This window comes from Corynebacterium efficiens YS-314 (genome assembly GCF_000011305.1).
Taxonomy (GTDB): Bacteria; Actinomycetota; Actinomycetes; order Mycobacteriales; family Mycobacteriaceae; genus Corynebacterium; species Corynebacterium efficiens.
The window spans coordinates 1,170,995-1,189,193 of record NC_004369.1 but is presented as its reverse complement, the minus strand read 5'-3'; the positions used below and the strand labels follow the sequence as shown (position 1 = coordinate 1,189,193).

At 64.6% G+C, this 18,199-nt stretch carries 18 protein-coding genes and 2 pseudogenes; 13 read left to right on the top strand and 7 right to left on the bottom strand.

What is annotated here, in order from left to right; genetic code table 11:
- Positions 1–6: 6 nt before the first annotated feature.
- Both CE_RS05750 and CE_RS05745 read left to right on the top strand, forming a co-directional pair.
- Positions 7–1,219: pseudogene (locus CE_RS05750) on the top strand (MFS transporter); the annotation flags it as partial.
- A gap of 318 nt (positions 1,220–1,537) precedes the next feature.
- Positions 1,538–2,287 carry a GntR family transcriptional regulator gene (locus CE_RS05745; RefSeq protein ID WP_006769909.1) on the top strand — a complete coding sequence of 250 codons (750 nt, stop codon included), beginning with the start codon at positions 1,538–1,540 and terminating at the stop codon, positions 2,285–2,287.
- 29 nt (positions 2,288–2,316) lie between these two features.
- Here the strand turns inward: CE_RS05745 and CE_RS05740 are convergent, their stop codons facing one another.
- Together CE_RS05740 and CE_RS05735 are read right to left on the bottom strand one after the other, a co-directional pair.
- Positions 2,317–2,898 (bottom strand): L,D-transpeptidase, encoded by a 582-nt coding sequence (locus CE_RS05740; RefSeq protein ID WP_006769910.1) that lies wholly within the window; start codon positions 2,896–2,898, stop codon positions 2,317–2,319.
- 245 nt (positions 2,899–3,143) lie between these two features.
- Entirely contained in the window at positions 3,144–4,571 is a 1,428-nt protein-coding gene (locus tag CE_RS05735) for a hypothetical protein (protein WP_011075306.1), read from the bottom strand.
- 395 nt (positions 4,572–4,966) lie between these two features.
- On the opposite strand from CE_RS05735, the gene CE_RS05730 reads away from it, so the two are divergent.
- From CE_RS05730 to CE_RS05710, 5 genes are all read left to right on the top strand, one after another.
- Positions 4,967–5,146 carry a hypothetical protein gene (locus CE_RS05730; protein ID WP_006769912.1) on the top strand — a complete coding sequence of 60 codons (180 nt, stop codon included), beginning with the start codon at positions 4,967–4,969 and terminating at the stop codon, positions 5,144–5,146.
- Between the two features lie 20 nt (positions 5,147–5,166).
- Entirely contained in the window at positions 5,167–5,682 is a 516-nt protein-coding gene (locus CE_RS05725) for a CinA family protein (protein ID WP_006769913.1), read from the top strand.
- Complete coding sequence (locus CE_RS05720; protein ID WP_006769914.1) at positions 5,679–6,857, top strand: zinc-dependent alcohol dehydrogenase; 1,179 nt, start codon at positions 5,679–5,681, stop codon at positions 6,855–6,857. Before CE_RS05725 ends, CE_RS05720 begins: the two co-directional genes overlap by 4 nt.
- Before the next feature lie 112 nt (positions 6,858–6,969).
- Positions 6,970–8,760 (top strand): thiamine pyrophosphate-requiring protein, encoded by a 1,791-nt coding sequence (locus CE_RS05715; RefSeq protein WP_006769915.1) that lies wholly within the window; start codon positions 6,970–6,972, stop codon positions 8,758–8,760.
- A 72-nt stretch (positions 8,761–8,832) separates the two neighbouring features.
- Positions 8,833–9,894 (top strand): lipoate--protein ligase family protein, encoded by a 1,062-nt coding sequence (locus CE_RS05710; RefSeq protein ID WP_006769916.1) that lies wholly within the window; start codon positions 8,833–8,835, stop codon positions 9,892–9,894.
- Here CE_RS05710 and CE_RS05705 read toward each other — a convergent pair.
- Positions 9,891–10,340: a VOC family protein gene (locus CE_RS05705; protein WP_006769917.1), complete on the bottom strand. Its 450-nt coding sequence runs from the start codon at positions 10,338–10,340 to the stop codon at positions 9,891–9,893. The genes CE_RS05710 and CE_RS05705 overlap by 4 nt on opposite strands.
- Before the next feature lie 122 nt (positions 10,341–10,462).
- On the opposite strand from CE_RS05705, the gene CE_RS05700 reads away from it, so the two are divergent.
- Positions 10,463–11,095 carry an MBL fold metallo-hydrolase gene (locus CE_RS05700; protein ID WP_035109918.1) on the top strand — a complete coding sequence of 211 codons (633 nt, stop codon included), beginning with the start codon at positions 10,463–10,465 and terminating at the stop codon, positions 11,093–11,095.
- Positions 11,096–11,105: 10 nt separating this feature from the next.
- On the opposite strand, the gene CE_RS15835 is transcribed toward CE_RS05700, so the two are convergent.
- Complete coding sequence (locus CE_RS15835) at positions 11,106–11,501, bottom strand: DMT family transporter (protein ID WP_407921250.1); 396 nt, start codon at positions 11,499–11,501, stop codon at positions 11,106–11,108.
- Positions 11,502–11,681: 180 nt separating this feature from the next.
- Positions 11,682–12,043: pseudogene (locus CE_RS15830) on the bottom strand (DMT family transporter); the annotation flags it as partial.
- Between the two features lie 62 nt (positions 12,044–12,105).
- On the opposite strand from CE_RS15830, the gene CE_RS05690 reads away from it, so the two are divergent.
- The 5 genes from CE_RS05690 (at position 12,106) to CE_RS05670 (ending at position 16,780) form a co-directional block, all read left to right on the top strand.
- Positions 12,106–12,630, top strand: coding sequence for a DUF488 domain-containing protein (locus tag CE_RS05690; protein ID WP_006769921.1), 525 nt, complete (start codon positions 12,106–12,108; stop codon positions 12,628–12,630).
- A 140-nt stretch (positions 12,631–12,770) separates the two neighbouring features.
- Complete coding sequence (locus CE_RS05685) at positions 12,771–13,436, top strand: NUDIX hydrolase (protein ID WP_006769922.1); 666 nt, start codon at positions 12,771–12,773, stop codon at positions 13,434–13,436.
- A 67-nt stretch (positions 13,437–13,503) separates the two neighbouring features.
- Positions 13,504–14,853 (top strand): quinolinate synthase NadA, encoded by a 1,350-nt coding sequence (gene nadA / locus CE_RS05680; RefSeq protein WP_006769923.1) that lies wholly within the window; start codon positions 13,504–13,506, stop codon positions 14,851–14,853.
- Positions 14,850–15,692, top strand: a complete 843-nt coding sequence (nadC, locus tag CE_RS05675) for a carboxylating nicotinate-nucleotide diphosphorylase (protein WP_006769924.1) — start codon at positions 14,850–14,852, stop codon at positions 15,690–15,692. The genes nadA and nadC overlap by 4 nt, the downstream gene beginning before the upstream one ends.
- Entirely contained in the window at positions 15,692–16,780 is a 1,089-nt protein-coding gene (locus CE_RS05670; RefSeq protein ID WP_011075298.1) for a cysteine desulfurase family protein, read from the top strand. Before nadC ends, CE_RS05670 begins: the two co-directional genes overlap by 1 nt.
- 5 nt (positions 16,781–16,785) lie before the next feature.
- Here the strand turns inward: CE_RS05670 and CE_RS05665 are convergent, their stop codons facing one another.
- The gene (locus tag CE_RS05665; protein ID WP_011075297.1) at positions 16,786–17,151 is read right to left on the bottom strand and encodes a zinc ribbon domain-containing protein YjdM; all 366 of its coding nucleotides are present in this window, start codon (positions 17,149–17,151) and stop codon (positions 16,786–16,788) included.
- Positions 17,152–17,208: 57 nt separating this feature from the next.
- Entirely contained in the window at positions 17,209–18,147 is a 939-nt protein-coding gene (locus CE_RS05660; protein WP_006769928.1) for an SDR family oxidoreductase, read from the bottom strand.
- Positions 18,148–18,199: the final 52 nt, after the last annotated feature.

Here is an 18,199-nt window from a genome sequence, read left to right as displayed (position 1 = left end):
CCGCCCGTGACCACCTCACACGCAACCCCCACCACCCCGGCGCCCACCCGCAGTGTCGGGGTGGTGTTGGCACTACTCTGGTTCGCCATCGTCCTGGACGGCTTCGATCTCGTTGTCCTCGGTGCCACCATCCCCGCCATGCTCCAGGACACCTCCTGGGACCTCGACGCCGCGCATGCCACCCAGATCTCCACCCTCGGGCTGGTGGGCATGATGATCGGCGCATTGACCATCGGTTTCCTCACAGACAAACTGGGGCGTCGCCGCGTGATGATCTTCTCCGTGGCGGTGTTCTCCAGTATTCACCCTGCTCTTGGCCTTCACCTCGGACATCACGCTGTTCACGCTGTGGCGTTTCATCGCGGGTGTGGGACTGGGTGGGGCACTGCCCACCGCGATCGCCATGGTCACCGAGTTCCGTCCGGGCACCAAGGCCGGTTCCGCCTCCACCACCCTGATGACCGGTTACCACGTCGGTGCGGTCGCCACCGCCTTCCTGGGCATCCTGCTCATCGAGCCACTCGGCTGGCACTCGATGTTCATCGCCGGTGCCGTCCCGGGCCTCATCCTGCTGCCACTGCTGTACTTCCTGCTACCGGAATCCCCCCAGTTCCTGCTGTCCACCGGCAGGGCTGAGAAGGCACGCGAGATCGCCACCGCCTACGGTCTGAACCTCGATGATGACCTCGACCGGGAGCACAAGCAGGAGATCAGCGAGTCCGCCTCCCTCTCCGCCCTGTTCAAGCCGACCTTCCGCCGTAACACCATCGCCATCTGGGGCACCTCCTTCATGGGGCTGCTGCTGGTCTACGGCCTGAACACCTGGCTGCCACAGATCATGCGCCAGGCCGATTACGACATGGGAAACTCCCTCGGCTTCCTCATGGTGCTCAACATCGGGGCCGTGGTCGGACTGCTCATCGCCGGCCGGGTCGCCGATATCCACTCCCCCCGCAAGACCGCCCTGGTCTGGTTCGTGATCTCCGCGGTGTTCCTGGCGCTGTTGGCCGTGCGCATGCCCCTGGTGGGCCTGTACCTGGTGGTGTTCCTCACCGGTGTGTTCGTGTTCAGCTCCCAGGTTCTCATCTACGCCTTCACCGGCGAGAATCACCCGTCCCAGATCCGTGCGACCGCCATGGGTTTCTCCGCCGGTATCGGACGACTGGGTGCGATCTCCGGACCACTGCTCGGTGGCATCCTGGTCGGCATGGGCATCGCCTACCCGTGGGGTTTCTTCGCCTTCGCGGCCGTCGGACTTCTCGGTGCCCTGATCTTCTCCACCTCCACCACCCTGCGCAATCGCACCCGCGTCGTGGTGCACCAGCCCTAGGACAGCAGTACCTGACCCCGGCCGCGGTGAGCTGATAACAGCTCCCCTCGGTCGGGGTTATCTGTGTGGATATATCCCGTAACGGCCCCACACCGCACGGACATGGGCCACCATATGGTGTGGGTCACCGCAGAAAGTTGACTCCACCCTGCCCTACCGGCAGGATTATTATAATAAATTGATGTGATGAGATCTTCGGGAGAATCCATGACCACAGCCCAGCAGGAGCTGGACCCCACCACCGGGGTGCCCCTCTACCGGCAGATCAAGGAGATCCTCCGATCCGAGATCACCGACGGTTCAATGGACCCGGCAATCCCCATGACAGAGGCGCAGCTCCTGGAACGCTTCGGCGTCAGTCGGGCCCCGATCCGGCAGGCGCTGCGCGATCTGGCCGATGAGGGCTATGTCTACCGTAAACAGGGCAAGGGCACCTTCCCGGTGCCGGGTCGACGCATTGAACGTGGTGCGAATGTCCGCCCCGGTGCGCTCTACCAGCACCTGACCGAACAGGGACTGAAGACAAAGACGGCGGTCTCCGAGCTCAAACGGGTCATACCACCTGACCATGTCCAGGAACGACTGGGGCTGCCCAGGGAGGAGAAACTCCTGCACTTCGTCCGGCTGATCTGGGCGGAGGACATTCCCGTGGCCCATTCCCGGATCTACCTGCGCGCCCCTGCGGATTTCAATCCCACCCAACAGGACCTGGAAGGTGAGGAATCGGCCTTCGAGCTCCTGGAGCGTAATTTCGGCATCGCCCTGACGCGGTCGGACAATGAGGCGTGGGCCACCGCCGCCACCGAGGAGACCGCAGGCCATCTCGATGTGGCGGTGGGCAGTCCCCTGCTGGCGATCGAGACCATCTTCATCACCAACGGTGGCGCACCCGGCGGTTACCGCCTGGCCATGCACCGCTCCGATGAGTTCAAATACCAGTTCACCACCGGCGGTTGATCCCGGGGTATTACCCCGTACCCCCGGGGTCAGTAGATGTGGATCAGGTCCCCGACCTGCAGGGTGTGGAAGTAGACCTCGGCATCACCCGGCGCCAGGCGCACACACCCGTGGGAATCACCCGCCGGGTCCCCTTCATGGAAGGCGTGCCCCACGCTGGTGAAGTACACCGCAAACGGCATGGGTGCCAGATCGAAGACATAGGAGACATCATCGATGACCTTGCGGGAGACATGGAACCCCGCGCGCGGGGTCTCATATCCCGGTCCTCCCTGCCCAATCGGCACCGCCCCGTAGGTGACCTGCCCATTGTCCTGCAACCAGGATCGCCCACCATCCAGATCCACACACGCCCGGGCCTCGGGTGGGCACTCACCGTAATCGAAGGGTTCAGGTTCAACGATCGCCGGAGCGGAGATCTCCGGTTCCACCGGCTCGTCCGCAACGGTGATCATCTCCGCGGTGGCCGTGGTGGCGGGGTTAACCGCGGTCGCGTCGGATTGCGCGACGGGTTGATCATCTGCGACCACCGTGGCGGCGAAGATCACCCCTGCCACTGCTCCGAGGGTGATGGTCCCCATGGTCAAGGTGCCGAGACGGGTTGAGAGCATGACGGTCAGTGTAGGTAACGGTGAGGTGTTTTTCTCAGCAAAACCATTTTAGGTCCACCGGAAAGGGGGATCACCCCCCATGCCATGAGATAGCCGTGAAGGACGTCCGCAGAAGTGTCACCGCCGAACACCCCTCGCGGCTGATGCTGCCCTTCACCAGGGGCTGACCGCACGCTTGTCGACGACACGACCCCCGACCGGAACTGTTGCGTTCCCCAGGTCGGGGGTCTCCGTGTGTGTGCGTGCTAGAAGAATCCGGCGAACATCCCCATATTGTTGGCGAGGAAGACCGCGATACCTCCGATGGCGGCAAGAACAGCCACGATGGCAGCCACCAGTCCGAGATTGTTTCCTCCACCTCCCGGTGTTCCACCATCATCAGGCGGGGTCTGGGTGGTGGTCGGGGTGGTGGTCACCGTCACGGTCGGTGCGGTGACGGTGGCGGTGACCGGCTCCGGGGTGACGGTTTCCGTGCCGGGTTCAGCGGTGACGGTCACCGGCTCGGGCGTGGACGTGACGGTGGATCCCGGTGCAGTCGTGGTAACCGGTGCCGGGGTGACGGTGGTGGTCATGGCAGGGGCGGTCACCGTGGTGGTCTCCCCTGGGGCGGCCACGGTGGTGGTGGCCGGTTCCGGGGTGGTGGTCACCGTGGTGGTCTCCCTCGGCGCACTGACGGTGGTGGTGGCCGGTTCCGGGGTGGTGGTCACCGTGGCCTGGGGTGCGGTCACCGTGGTGGTGGCAGAGGCGGAGGTGACCGTGGTGGTGCCGCCCGGTTCGGTGATGGTCGTGGGGGCGGCGGTGACCACCACGGTGCCGGCCGGTGCGGTGGTGGTGACCGGCGCGGGGGTGACCGTGACCGTATCCGGGGTCGCGGTGACCGTCACGGTCGGTGTCACGGTGGTGGTCGGAACCACACCGCCGGTGAGGATGAAATCCTCACAGTTCTGGGCGGCCCTGAACAGTGCCTGGGGCGAGACCACTGCCTCATACTGTCGCTTCAGTTCCGCCAGTGCCGCCCGGTGGGGTTCCAGCATGGTCTGGACATTGGGGGCGCTGCCCACTGTCACGACGAATAGTCCCAGTGGCAGATCGACAGTCAGCTGTTGATATGCAGGCCCTGTCAGGGTGCTGGTTTCCGAGAAGGTGAATTCACCGCCGATGGGCACCACCGGAACACCGGAACCCTCATAATCATCAAACTGTTGTTTGGTCCAGTCCACGGCGTACTCCATGTTGACAGGGAAACCGGTTTCCGCCAGTTCCACCAGATCACGGTAGGTCTGCGTTGCCCTGACAGCGAAGAACTGTGCCTCGTAGATGTTGTATTTCCTACTGTCGGCAATGGCGCGCACCCCCGGGGAGAATAAGGGACCTGCGCTATTGCCCGGCATCATCTGCCCTGACTCGATGAGGGCATCGAACTGGGCGTACTGCTCCTGGAACTCGGGGTTGGCGGCACGCAGCTCAGCCTCGAGAATTTCATACCGTTCCACCTGCGCCCGATAGTAATCCCGGGTGATCTGAACCTCTCCCGGGGTGGAGGTGGCGACACAGATGGTCAGCTCATTGCGGTACTGTTTCTCGAACTGAACCGCGCCTGCGGTGGAGGCTACGGAGATGGTGGTGCCAGCCAGCATGATGCCGGTGGCAGCTGCGATCAATCGTCTTCTCACGGGACTATCCTCTGCTAGATACTCATTACACTCATGGCTTTTCCAGCTGACTACCAGCCATCTGGGAAATATACGTGAGTATCACTACAGATACTTGCCCCTGAAAGTAGATCCACCCCCGCCCGGCCACGCGCACCCGCGTGGAGGCGGGTGGGCGTGGGGGGTGCGTCGTCGACAAGCGCTTCGGGCGACGCATATCACATTTCATAATGATTAATATTCCGCCATGTATCCCGCCATGAACTGCACGTTTCCTGCGATCCGCTCCTACACCGTGATTTATCCGTACGCTTGGTTTTCAACACCAGGTGACAGACATCACCTCACGGTGTGGCCCGCTCCCCCGGAGTCGGCGAGACAGCACTATTGGACAGACAGATTAAGGAGAGCAGATCATGAGTGACACTCCAAACGGCAATCCTTTCGCGGATGAGCCAGAAGACAAGGACCGTCTCGATCGCACCAATGAGAACAAGGACACCGTCCCCACCGGCGGTCCGGACACCAAGGACGAGGAGGTCGATGAGTGGGGTGAGGAGTCCTTCCCCGCCAGCGACCCACCAGCAAACTACTAGACAGTCAGGTCTGATCCGACATGTCTACGACTGGTAGTGACAACGATACGGTCACCGCACTGGCCGAGGACATCTCCCGGATCGCCCAAGACCACGGCTTCACCCTCGCCGTCGCGGAATCACTGACCGGCGGGAGACTCTCGAGCCACCTCGCGGCGGCACCGGATTCCTCCTCCTGGTACGCGGGCGGGGTGACCTCCTATATGACCCGGATCAAGTACGACGTCCTCGGGGTGCCCGAGGGCGATCCGGTGATCACCGAGGAGGCAGCGAGCCAGATGGCCTCGGGTGTATCCGAGCTCATGAACGCAGATGCGGCAGTGGCCGTCACAGGGGCGGGTGGCCCCGGACGTCAGGAAGACAATCCCCCTGGCACCACCTGGATAGCAGCACTGGTCAGAAGAAAGTTACATACCGAACTCCACCATTTCCCGGGTGAGCCAGAAGATGTTCTGGCACAGACCGAACATCATGCACTGGCACTTCTACATTCCTCCATGGTGGAGTCGATCAACCAGCAGGAGAAGAACGCATGAAGGCCTTAACCTGGCAGGGTAAACGAAAAGTAAGCGTGGAAACGGTCCCCGACCCGATTCTCAAAGCCGAGAACGACGCGATCATCCAGGTGACCTCCACCGGCATCTGCGGTTCCGACCTGCATCTCTATGAGGTGCTGGCACCGTTCATGGATGAGGGCGATATCATCGGCCATGAACCGATGGGCCGGGTCGTGGAGGCCGGTCCGGCGTCCAACCTCAAGGAGGGTGACCGTGTGGTCATCCCCTTCAACATCTCCTGTGGCCACTGCTGGATGTGTAAACGAGGCCTGTTCTCCCAGTGTGAGGTCACCCAGGTCCGTGAATACGGCTCCGGTGCCAGCCTGCTGGGTTATTCCCGGCTCTACGGTTCGGTACCCGGTGGTCAGGCGGAGTACCTGCGTGTCCCCCACGCTGATTTCGGCCCGATCAAGGTCGGCGATGAACTCCCCGACCACCGGTACCTCTTCCTCAGCGATGTCCTGCCCACCGCGTGGCAGGCCGTGAAGTACGCCGATGTCGGCGAGGGCGACACCCTGGCTGTCTACGGCCTGGGCCCCATCGGGCAGATGTGTGCCCGGATCGGTCGCCACCTCGGTGCCCGGGTCTTCGGTATCGAACCCGTTCCGGAGCGTCGCGCCATGGCTGCCCGCCACGGCATCGAGGTCTTCGATCTCGGCGATGACACCCACGACCACATCCGTGATCTCACCGACGGACGTGGCCCCGATGCCGTGGTGGATGCCGTCGGCATGGAGGCCCACGGTTCCCCGGTGGGCAAACTCGCCCACAATGCCATGAGCCTGCTGCCGGATGCAGCGGCCAGGAAGATGATGGAGCACGGGGGCCTTGACCGCCTCGGTGCACTCCACGGCTCGATTGACCTGGTCCGTCGTGGTGGAACCGTCTCCCTCAGTGGTGTGTACGGTGGCGAGGCCAGCCCAATGCCGATGCTCACCCTCTTCGACAAGCAGATCCAGATGCGCATGGGACAGTGCAATGTAAAGTCCTGGATCGATGATCTGCTTCCGCTGGTGGAGGATCCTGCCGATCCGCTCGGCGTGGATGATCTCACCACCCACCGCGTCTCCCTCGATGAGGCACCGGCGCACTACGAGAAATTCCAGAAGAAGGAGGACGGCTGCATCAAGGTCGTTCTCGATCCCACCCTCTAGCAACAGTAACCTCCAACACCACCCCGCAGTCCGGCGCCGTTGAACCCCCTTTCCCGGTTGGTTCCGGCGCCGGTTGCTATCTGTACAACCAGCACGACAGAAAGGTAGAAGGATGTCCACCTCAGATCTCATTGTCCGCCGGCTCCGGGATTGGGGGGTGAAACGTGTCTACGGTTATTCCGGCGACGGCAACAATGCTCTGCTGGGTGCCATCCGACGCGCGGAGGATGGCCCTGAATTCATCGCTGCCCGCCATGAGGAGGGTGCGGCATTCATGGCGGTGGGCGATGCCCGGTACAGCCGTGGCGTCGGCGTGGTCACCTCCACCCAGGGGCCCGGCGCGATCCACATCCTCAACGGGCTGTACGACGCCAAGCTGGACAGCGTCCCGGTGGTCGCCCTGGTCGCCCAGCAGAGCCGTTCGGTATTGGGGTCCGATTATCAGCAGGAGGTGGACCTGCACACCCTCTTCGCGGATGTGGCCACCCCCTTCCTGGAAACGGTGACCACCCCGGAGCAGTTGCCCATGGTCATTGATCGGGCGTTTCGTTCCGCACTGGCCAACAGTGGTCCCGCGGTGGTCATCCTCCCCCACGACATCCAACAGGCGCCGGAACCTGATCTGGGTCAGGAGCACGGGGAGATCATCTCCACCGCGCACTGGAGCACCGGTCGTATCCTGCCCCGGGACGAGGACCTCGACCACGCCATCCGGGTCCTGTCGGAGGGGAGGAAGGTGGCCATCCTCGCCGGTCGGGGTGTCCAGGACGCCCAGACCGAGGTGCTGGCCCTGGCCGAGCGCCTGGGGGCGGGTGTGACCACCGCGCTGCTGGGTAAGCCGTACATAGATGAGACCCACCGTCTCGCCGCCGGCAACATGGGGCATCTGGGCACCCATTCCGCGAACTGGGTGCTGCAGAACTGTGACACCCTGCTCATCATCGGATCCAACAGCCCGTGGACGGAGTTCTATCCGGCCCCCGGTCAGGCACGTGCGGTGCAGATCGATGTGGATCCCGCCCAGATGGGTAACCGCTATCCCATCGAGGTCGGCCTGGTGGGGCAGGCGGCCCCCACCCTCCAGGCGCTGCTGGAGAAACTGCCGGAGGATCTCCTGGATGGGAAGCGATCCGAGTGGGAGCAGCAGGTGGAGCAGGCCATCCACAACTCGCAGGAGATCAACCGGCGCCGGTCGCAGGTGCCGGCGCGCCCCCTCAACCCGGATCTGGTGGCACGGGCGGTCAACACCCGGTTGTGGGAGAACACCCAGCTGGCCATCGATGTGGGCAGTTCGGTCTACCACTATGTGCGTCACATCACCGTGCCACGTGGTGCGAATGCGCATCTGTGCAGCACCCTGGCATCGATGGGTTGTGGCATCCCCTACGGGTTCGCCGCGAAGGAGGTCACCCCGGACCGCCCGGTGGTGGTCATGGCCGGGGATGGTGCGATGACCATGCTGGGCATCAACGAGCTGATCACGGTCGCCGACCGGTGGAAGCAGTGGGAGGATCCCCGCTTTGTCATCGTGGTGCTGGCCAACAAGGATCTCTCAGAGGTCAGCTGGGAGCAGCGCGAGACCGAGGGTGAACCGCGGTTCGAGGCCTCCCAGCGGGTGCCGGCCTTCGATTTCGTGGCCTACGCCGAACAGCTGGGGTTGCGGGGCATCCACCTGCATGATTCGGACACCATCGATCAGGTGCTCGCCGAGGCCTTCGAGTCCGACCGGCCCGTCGTGGTCGAGGCCCACACCGACGCCGACATCCCGCTCATCCCGCCCTATCCCCACGGCCGTGAGCTGGTGGACTCCATGCGCGAGGGTATCCGTGCCGAGGGCACGTCCGGTGAGCACGCCCTGTCGCTGCTGGACGCCTACGCTGCCATCGAGGAGGAGTACTCCTAACGACGCGCTTGTCGACGACCAACCCCCACCGCCCCATCTCTCTCGCCCGGTTCCGCGCGTAGGGTGGTGGGCATGAAACACCACTTTGAAGTCAAGGTCCCAGGCGGGAAACTCGTGGTCGTCGACGTCACGACCGAGGACGACACCATCACCGGGCTGCAGGTCTCCGGCGATTTCTTCATCGACCCGGATGAGGCATTCCTGGCCCTGGGATCCGCCCTCAACGGGGCATCGGTGAAGGATCCGGCCAGCGAACTGACCCGGCGTTTTGACACGGCCCTGGCGCCCTTCGGAGATGAGCTGGAATTCCACGGTTTCACCACCGCAGACATTGCCCAGGCGGTGCGGCGCGCGGTCACCGGTGGCACCGACTTCACCGACCACGACTGGGAGATCCTCCAGCCCGGGGTGCTGCCCACCCCGGTGAATGTGGCACTCGATGATCTGCTGCTGGAACAGGTGGCCACGGGTCAGCGACCACCCACCCTGCGGTTCTGGGAATGGGATGACCGTGCCATCGTCATGGGGTCCTTCCAGTCCTATGTCAACGAGATCGACGCCGAGGGCGTGGCGGAACACGGGGTGACGGTGGTGCGCCGCATGTCGGGCGGTGGGGCCATGTTCATGGAGGGTGGCAACTGCATCACCTATTCCCTGTATGCACCGGATTCCCTCGTGGCTGGTCTCAGCTATGAGGAGTCCTATGAGTACCTCGACCGTTGGGTGCTGGCCGCGCTGGCGGAACACGGGGTGGATGCCTGGTATGTGCCCATCAATGACATCACCTCCACCGGCGGCAAGATCGGTGGTGCCGCGCAGAAACGCCGCGCGGGTGCCGTCCTGCACCATGTGACCATGTCCTATGACATCGACGCCGACATGATGACGCAGGTGTTGCGCATCGGCAAGGTGAAGATCGCCGATAAGGGTCTACGCTCAGCGAAGAAGCGGGTGGATCCCCTGCGCCGACAGACCGGTGCACCCCGTGAGACCATCATCGACACCATGAAGAGCACCTTCGCCAACCGTTACGGGGGCACGGTGGCGCAGCTGTCGGAGGCTGATCTCGCGGCCGCGCAGAAACTCGTCGATAAGCAATACGGCACGCCCGAGTGGACGCACCGGGTCCCCTAGATCACGGTGTCAGCCGCGGGGGTGTCCGGGGCCTCAACATCGAAGGCCCACATCACCCCGAAACGGTCGAAGACCTGCCCGTAGTATCCGCCCCAGGGGGCTTCCTCGAACGGCATCCCCACGTGCCCGCCGCCGTCGACCAGTCGCTGGATCACCTCCCGGGCCTCCTCCGGGGTGTTCAGGGAGTACAGCAGTGAATAGGCGGTGCCGCGCAGGGGGAGCTCCGGTTCACCGGGCATGTTGTCCCCACCGGTGAGGGTGCCGCCGGTGATGGTGAGCTGGGCGTGGGCGACGAGATCGGGATCGGGTTCGAAGGGGAACTCCCCGGTGGGAACATCCCCGTATTTTGTCAGGGTCAGGTCCCCGTCGAAGATCTTCGCCCAGTGTTCGAACACCTCGGCGGCATTGCCGGGGAAGGTGAGGTAGGTGGAGAGGGTGTGGGTCATGATCGGAACTCCTCTGGCTCGTGGCAGATGCACCACTCATGCTACGCCCCCTGCGCCCATATCGTGTTCCGTGTCACACAACTGGTGCTCCCGGCGCGGGGATTTCGACCACAATGGACACCATGAAGATCACACGCCATCTCCACGCCTGTGTGGAGATCAACCACCACGGGTACACCCTCATCATCGATCCCGGTTCCTTCGGCGTCCCCGAGTCCCTGGCCACCGCCGATGCTGTCCTGATCACCCACGGCCATCCGGATCACCTGGACCAGCAGGCCCTCATCCTGGCCCACCGCGCCAACCCGGAGATGGTCATCTACGCACCGGCCTTCCTCGCCGATGAGCTGCCGGTGGAGGTGCACGCGGTGGACCACGGGCAGAGCTTCACCATCGGCGGCATCCCGGTGGAAGTGGTCGGTTCAAAACACGCCATGATCACCCACGCGCAGGATGTCCCGGAGAACATCGGGTACCTGATCGGCGGCCGGATCCTGCACCCGGGTGACAATTTCCAGCCGATCAGGGATGTCGATGTCGCGCTGGTCCCCGTCAACGGCCCGTGGGTGAAGATGCTCGATGTGGAGGCGTGGTTGAAGAAGTTCCCTCCGAAGCACTTCGTGGGGATCCATGACGGCATTGTCAATGAGCACGGACTGGCGATCAACACCAAGATCCTCACCCTGCTGGCCGATAAATACGGTTCGACCTATCTCCCCCTGGCCCCGGGGGATTCCCTCGAACTGGGCGCGTGAGCGCTCCGACCTACACCACCCGGATCAGCACGACCCCGATGATGATGACCAGCAGGCCGAGCACCTGGGTCCAGGCCACCTTCCGCCGGGTTGCCCCCAGGAGCCCGAGGGTGTCGATGAGCAGGCTGCCCGCCAGCATGCCCAACAGCATGGACACCACCGTCATCCCGGTGCCCAGGATCGGGCCCAGGGCGGCGGTGGCGTAGACGATCGTCGCCCCCAGCAGGCCACCGATCCACATCCACCAGGGGTTGGACCTCCCCACCACCTCCACCCCGCGCCAGGGGGTGCGGGTGGCCACCAGCAGCACCAGCAGGGTCAGGGTGCCGACGGTGAAGGACACCAGGGCCGCCTCCACCGGAGCACCCAGCACCACCCCCAGCTGACCATTGACCGAGACCTGCATGGCCGCACACGCACCCATGAGCAGTCCCAGGCCCCGCCACAGCCACACCCCCGGTGACTGTCCCGTCGATACGCGCTCTGACCGGTCACGCCCCCGCGCGCGGATCACCCCGACCGCCGCGGCGGCCCCGACCAGCACCAGGAACGCACCGAGCACCCGCGCCCATCCCAACGGGATCTGCGGTGCGCGCAGCAGACCGAAGGTGTCGATGAGCAGGCCCGTGATCACCTGCCCGGTGATCGGCAGGATCACCGTCTGCACACTGCCCACCTGGGGAAACAGCAGGATATTCCCCGTCAGCACCATCACCCCAGGACACCGCCGGTGAACATCCACCACGGTTGCCCCGTGGCCAGTCCCAGCTGTGGCCAGGGGCGTCCACCGGTGACCCAGGTGGCCAGGATCAGCGCACCCGTGCCGATGAGGAAGGAGAAGAACGACGCCATCAGGGGCGTGCCCACACTCAGGCGCAGACGGTTGTTAACCGAGGTCTGGAGCGGGAGGAGAGCGCCGGAGAACACTCCGGACAGGACGGCCAACATTCCCGTCATCGTAGTATGCCCCGGGCCTATTTTTCCCCACCGCACAACTAGGGTGGGGCGGTATGGAGAACATCTTCACCGTCGGGCACTCCACCCATTCCCTTCCGGAGTTTCTGGACATGTTGAGCGACAACGGTGTGGAGCAGCTGGTCGACGTGCGTAAACTCCCCGGCTCACGGCGCTTCCCCCACTTCGACCAGGATGCACTGCGGGATTCACTCGCGGGTGTCGGCATCGGTTATGACTGGGTGGAACCGCTGACGGGACGCCGGAAGGTCAGCACCACGGTGCCGTTCGAGGTCAATGCGTTCTGGAACAACCGCAGTTTCCACAACTACGCCGACCACGCCCTGTCGGAGGAGTTCGTCTCCGCCGTCGAGAAGCTTGTGGGCGACCCACTCCCCACCGTCCTGCTGTGCTCCGAGGCCGTGTGGTGGCGCTGTCACCGGCGCATCATCACCGATCACCTGCTGGCCCGGGGCGTGGAGGTCACCCATATCATGGGTCCGGGCCAGACCCAGGCCGCCACCATGACCGCTGGCGCCGTCGTCGGCCCGGATCACCAGGTCACCTACCCCGCCGGCTGAGCTTTCCGGACCACGGCACCCCTGCGAATCCTGCATAGTTCACCCCCGGATTCGGCGGGCCAATCGCCTTTGAGTCACCGTGACTGTAAGATCATCCGCATCATAAAGTCACCTTGACCCTAAGGGGGTGCCCTGATCCCATGACCCGACCCGACCACGCCGTCCAGGTGGCCGTCTCCACGGTCATCTTCGCGCTGCGTCCCGATGAGCAGGACGTGCCCGCCCTGTGGACCCCCTTTGTCGCCCGCACCCGGGACCCGCACCTGGGCCGCTGGGCGTTACCCGGTGGCTGGTTGTCCGAGGATGAGGAACTCGAGGAGGTCGCTGCCCGCACCCTCGGGGAGACCACCGGCCTGCACCCCAGCTACCTGGAGCAGCTCTACACCTTCGGCGCGAGGGACCGCTCCCCCACCGGGCGGGTGGTCTCCGTCGTGTACTGGGCCCTGGTGCGCGCTGACGAGATCGAACGCGCCGAACCCGGTGAGAACGTCCAGTGGTTCCAGGCCGACAACCTCCCCGACCTAGCCTTCGACCACAACCACATCGTCGACTACGCCCTGCAGCGCCTGCGCACCAAGGTTGAATACGCCGACATCGCCCATTCCTTCCTGGGTGAGACCTTCACCATCGCCCAGCTGCGCACCGTCCACGAGGCGGTGCTCGGACACAAACTCGATGCCGCCAACTTCCGAAGATCCGTGGCCACCTCACCCGATCTCGTGGACACCGGCGAGGTACTGACGGGAACACCGCACAGACCGCCCAAGCTCTACAGGTTCACCCGCAACCCCAGCCCCATCCGCTGATCCCCACCCCTTCGATCAGCACTCCCCTGCCTTTCACCCATAGAAGAAAACAGCGAGAACACCCATCATGACCACATCCCACCCAGCCGTCACCGATCCCTCCGTCGACCACGCCCTCCAGCTCATCGTCACCGGTGAGTCCACCGGTTCCTCCTGCGCACCGGAGCTTGCCGACGGCCCCTGGCTGCTCGACGCCCCGACCGTGGCACCGGGCTACGGCCCCGGCGCCTCCCAGGCCGATCCCCTGCCCCTGGCCACACCCCGCCAGCAGGTCCTGCCCGAGACCTACCGCACCGCTACCGAGACGGAACTCCACGAACGCATCCGCGCCGCGAAGGAGACCCTCGGGGAGAAGGTGGTCATCCTCGGCCACTTCTACCAGCGTGATGAAGTGGTCCAGCATGCTGATTTCGTCGGTGACTCCTTCCAACTCGCCCGCGCCGCCAAGGGCCGCCCGGAGGCCGAGGCCATCGTCTTCTGTGGTGTCCACTTCATGGCAGAGACCGCCGACCTGCTCTCCACCGATGAGCAGGCCGTGATCCTGCCGAACCTGGCCGCCGGCTGCTCCATGGCGGATATGGCTGATCTGGATTCCGTGGAGGACTGCTGGGAGCAGCTCGAGGAGATCTACGGCACCGACCCCGATGATCAGGGTCGCGCCCCGGTGATCCCCGTGACCTACATGAACTCCTCCGCCGCACTCAAGGGGTTCGTCGGCAGGCACGGTGGCATCGTGTGCACCTCCTCCAACGCCGCCGCCGTGCTGGAGTGGGCATTCGAGCGTGGACAGCGGGTGCTGTTCTTCCCCGATCAGCACCTGGGCCGCAACACCGCCAAGGCCATGGGCATCCCGCTGGAGCAGATGCCGCTGTGGAACCCGAACAGGGCGCTCGGTGGCAACACCCGTGAGGAACTCGAGGATGCCAAGGTGCTGCTGTGGCACGGTTTCTGCTCCGTACACAAGCGTTTCACCGTCGAGCAGATCGACAAGGCCCGCCGGGAGTACCCGGATGTCCACGTCGTGGTGCACCCCGAGTCCCCCATGCCGGTGGTCGATGCGGCGGATTCCTCCGGCTCCACCGACTTCATCGTCAAGGCGATCCAGGCAGCACCGGCCGGGTCGACCTTCGCCATCGGCACCGAGATCAACCTGGTCCAGCGCCTGGCCGCCCAGTACCCGCAGCACACCATCTTCTGCCTCGACCCGGTGATCTGCCCGTGCTCCACCATGTACCGCATCCACCCCAGCTACCTCGCCTGGGTACTGGAGGAGCTTGTCGACGGCCGCGTGGTCAACCAGATCAGCGTCAGTTCGGATGTCGCCGACCCTGCCCGGGTGGCACTGGAACGTATGCTGGCCGTCGTCCCCACCCAGTCCGCCGCCCAGTCCGCCGTCACCCAGGGAGCCACCAAATGATCGATCAGCGCATCACCGACAGGATCGTCGCCGCCGCACTGGACGAGGACGCCCCCTGGGGTGATCTCACCTCCGAGACCCTCGTCCCGGAATCGGCCATTGTCCGCGCCCACCTGGTGGCCCGGGAACCCGGTGTGTTCAGTGGCACCTGCCTGCTGGAGGCGGCCTTCCGGCTGGTGGACCCGGAGATCCGCATCGAACTGCAGATCACCGATGGTGAGGCGTTCGAACCGAAATCGCTGGGCGCTATCACCGGTTCCGCACGTGCGATCCTGCGGGCCGAGCGCATCGCCCTGAACTTCACCCAGCGCATGTCCGGCATCGCCACCCAGACCGCCCGGTATGTCGAGGCTGTGGCGGGCACCGGGGCCCGCATCGTGGATACCCGCAAGACCACCCCGGGTCTGCGCATCATCGAACGCCAGGCGGTCCGGGACGGCGGTGGCCACAACCACCGCACCTCCCTCTCCGATGCCGTCATGGTCAAGGACAACCACCTGGCCTCCGTGCTCGCCAGCGGGATGACCATCACCGAGGCCCTGCTCCAGATGAAGTCGCGTCTGCCCCACACCACCCACGTGGAGGTCGAGGTGGACCGCCTCGATCAGATCGAACCGGTGCTGGCCGCCGGCGTAGACACCATCATGCTGGACAACTTCACCAATGAGGAATTGCGTGAAGGCATCAAGATGGTGGCGGGTCGCGCGATCGTGGAGGCCTCCGGTGGGGTCAACCTGGACACCGTGGCCGACATCGCGCGTACGGGTGTGGATGTCATCTCCGTCGGTGCCCTGACCCACTCGGTGCGGGCCCTGGACCTGGGGCTTGACTTCGAATAATGATCTACCTGGACAATGCGGCGACCACAGGGGTGCGTCGAGAAGCACTCGAGGCGATGTGGCCGTACCTGACCAGCCACTTCGGCAACCCGTCGAGCCCCCACGGCGTCGGCGAGGTGGCCGCGGCGGGCCTGGAGGCGGCGCGCAGGTCGGTGGCCCGGGTGGTCGGCGGGCGTGCCTCGCAGGTGATCTTCACCTCCGGTGGCACCGAGGCCGACAACCTGGCCATCAAGGGTATCGCCCTGGCCAATCCGCGGGGTCGACACATCATCACCAACCCGCTGGAGCATTCCGCGGTCCTGGAATCCATCGACTACCTGGTGCGTTTCCACAACTTCGAGGTCAGCTACCTCACCCCCGATGAGTACGGCCTGGTCTCCCCGACGGAACTGGCACAGCTCACCCGCCCGGACACCACCCTGGTGAGCATCCACTACGCCAACAATGAGATCGGCACGGTCCAGCCCATCCGGGAGCTCGCCGCGGCGACCACCGCACCCGTCCACACCGATGCGGTCCAGGCCGCCGGGCTGCCCCTGACGGACCTGGGTGTGGATGCGATCAGCCTGTCCGGGCATAAGGTCGGCGCACCGAAGGGCATCGGGGCGCTGTGGTGTCGCCTGCCGGTCGAGCCGGTCCTCCACGGCGGCGGGCAGGAACGCGGGCGCCGCAGCGGGACGGAGAACGTCGCCGGTGCAGTCGCCTTCGCCGCAGCCCTGAACGCCTCGCTTGTCGACGCCCCACCCGACCTCACCGATTTCATCACCACGGTGCTCACCATCGACGGCGCACACCTGACCGGGCACCCCACCCGGAGGTTGCCCGGTCACGCGTCCTTCGTCTTCGACCACACCGCCGGTGAGACGGTGCTGCTGGAACTGGAGCAACGGGGTATCATCTGCTCCCCCGGTTCCGCCTGTGGGTCCGGGGAGGTTCCGCATGTGCTGCTCGCCATCGGCCTGCCGGAGGAGCTGGCGCGGACCTCGGTGCGGTTCACCTTCTCCCCTGTCAACACCCGGGAAGAGGTGGACACCGCCGCCCACGCTGTGGTGGAGGCGGTGTCCGCGGTGAGAGCTATCGGCGGGTAAGAAACCTAGAGTTTCTTCACCACGCTGGATTTCAGCTGCATCTTGCCGAAGCCCGGGACGGTGGCATCGATGTCATGGCCATCGACCGCACCATCTGTGATGAGGCGGATGCCGGTGACCTTGGTGCCGATCTTGATGTCCTTGCCTCCACCGCCCTTGACCTTGAGGCTCTTGACGATGGAGACGCTGTCACCGTCCTGCAGGATATTGCCCACGGAATCCTTGATCACCGGGGCGGCATCGGCGGTGTCGGTGGTGTCCGCCTCACCGGGGACCCACTCATGGGCGCACATGGGGCACACGAGCAGGGGACCGTTTTCATAGGTGAATTCGCTGTCACACTGGGGACACGGAGGTAGTTGATCTGACATAAATCCAGTATCCTACCCCGTTTCCCCAGCTGATAGACCATTATCGCCGGGGTACCCCTAGGGTGCGGGGGTGCCACCGTTAACGTTGAGGGTCTCGCCGATGACGTAGCTGGACTCGGAGGAGGCCAGGAAGACATAGGCCGGGGCCAGCTCGGTCGGCTGACCGGCGCGACCCAGCGGGGTGTTCTTGCCGAACTCCGGCAGGTCCTCCTTGTTCTGGCCATCAGATACCTGCAGCGGGGTCCAGAATGGCCCCGGTGCCACGGCATTGACGCGGATGCCCTTCGGGGCGAGCTGCTGGCCCAGGCCCTTGGTGAAGTTGTTGATCGCGGCCTTGGTGGAGGCGTAGTCCAGCAGGTTCGCCGAGGGCTGGTAGGCCTGGATCGAGGTGGTGTTGACGATGCTGGAGCCGGGCTCGAGGTGCTTGAGTGCCTCACGGGTGATCCGGAACATGGCCAGGATGTTGACGTTGAAGGTGTCCTCCAACTGCTCATCGGTGAGATCCTCCAGGCTGTCCTGGGCGATCTGGCGGCCGGCGTTGTTGACCAGGATATCCAGTCCGCCAAGGGTGTCGACCGCATCGGTGACCAGCTGGCGGCAGAACTCCGCATCCGCGAGATCACCCGGGAGCAGGGTGATTTTCCTACCGTCCTTCTCCACGACGTCCCTGACCCACTGGGCGTCCTCCTCCTCATCGGGGAGGTAGTTCAGGGCGATGTCCGCGCCCTCGCGGGCGAAGGCGATGGCCACCGCGGCACCGATACCGGAGTCACCACCGGTTATCAGGGCGCGACGGCCCTTGAGACGTCCGGTGCCACGGTAGGAGAACTCACCGCGGTCGGTTTTGGGGACAAGGTCTGCATCCAGACCCGGTTCGGGCTGATCCTGGATGGGTGGTTCGATCTCCGGGTAGCGGGTGACCGGGTTCTGGAAGGTCAGCTGGTCGGTGGTTTCATGATGTGCGTTGTCGGTGGTGGAACCGTTTGTCTCGGTCATGATCTCTCCTTCACAATCGTTGAACCTGTGTGGCGAGTGCCCCAGATTACAC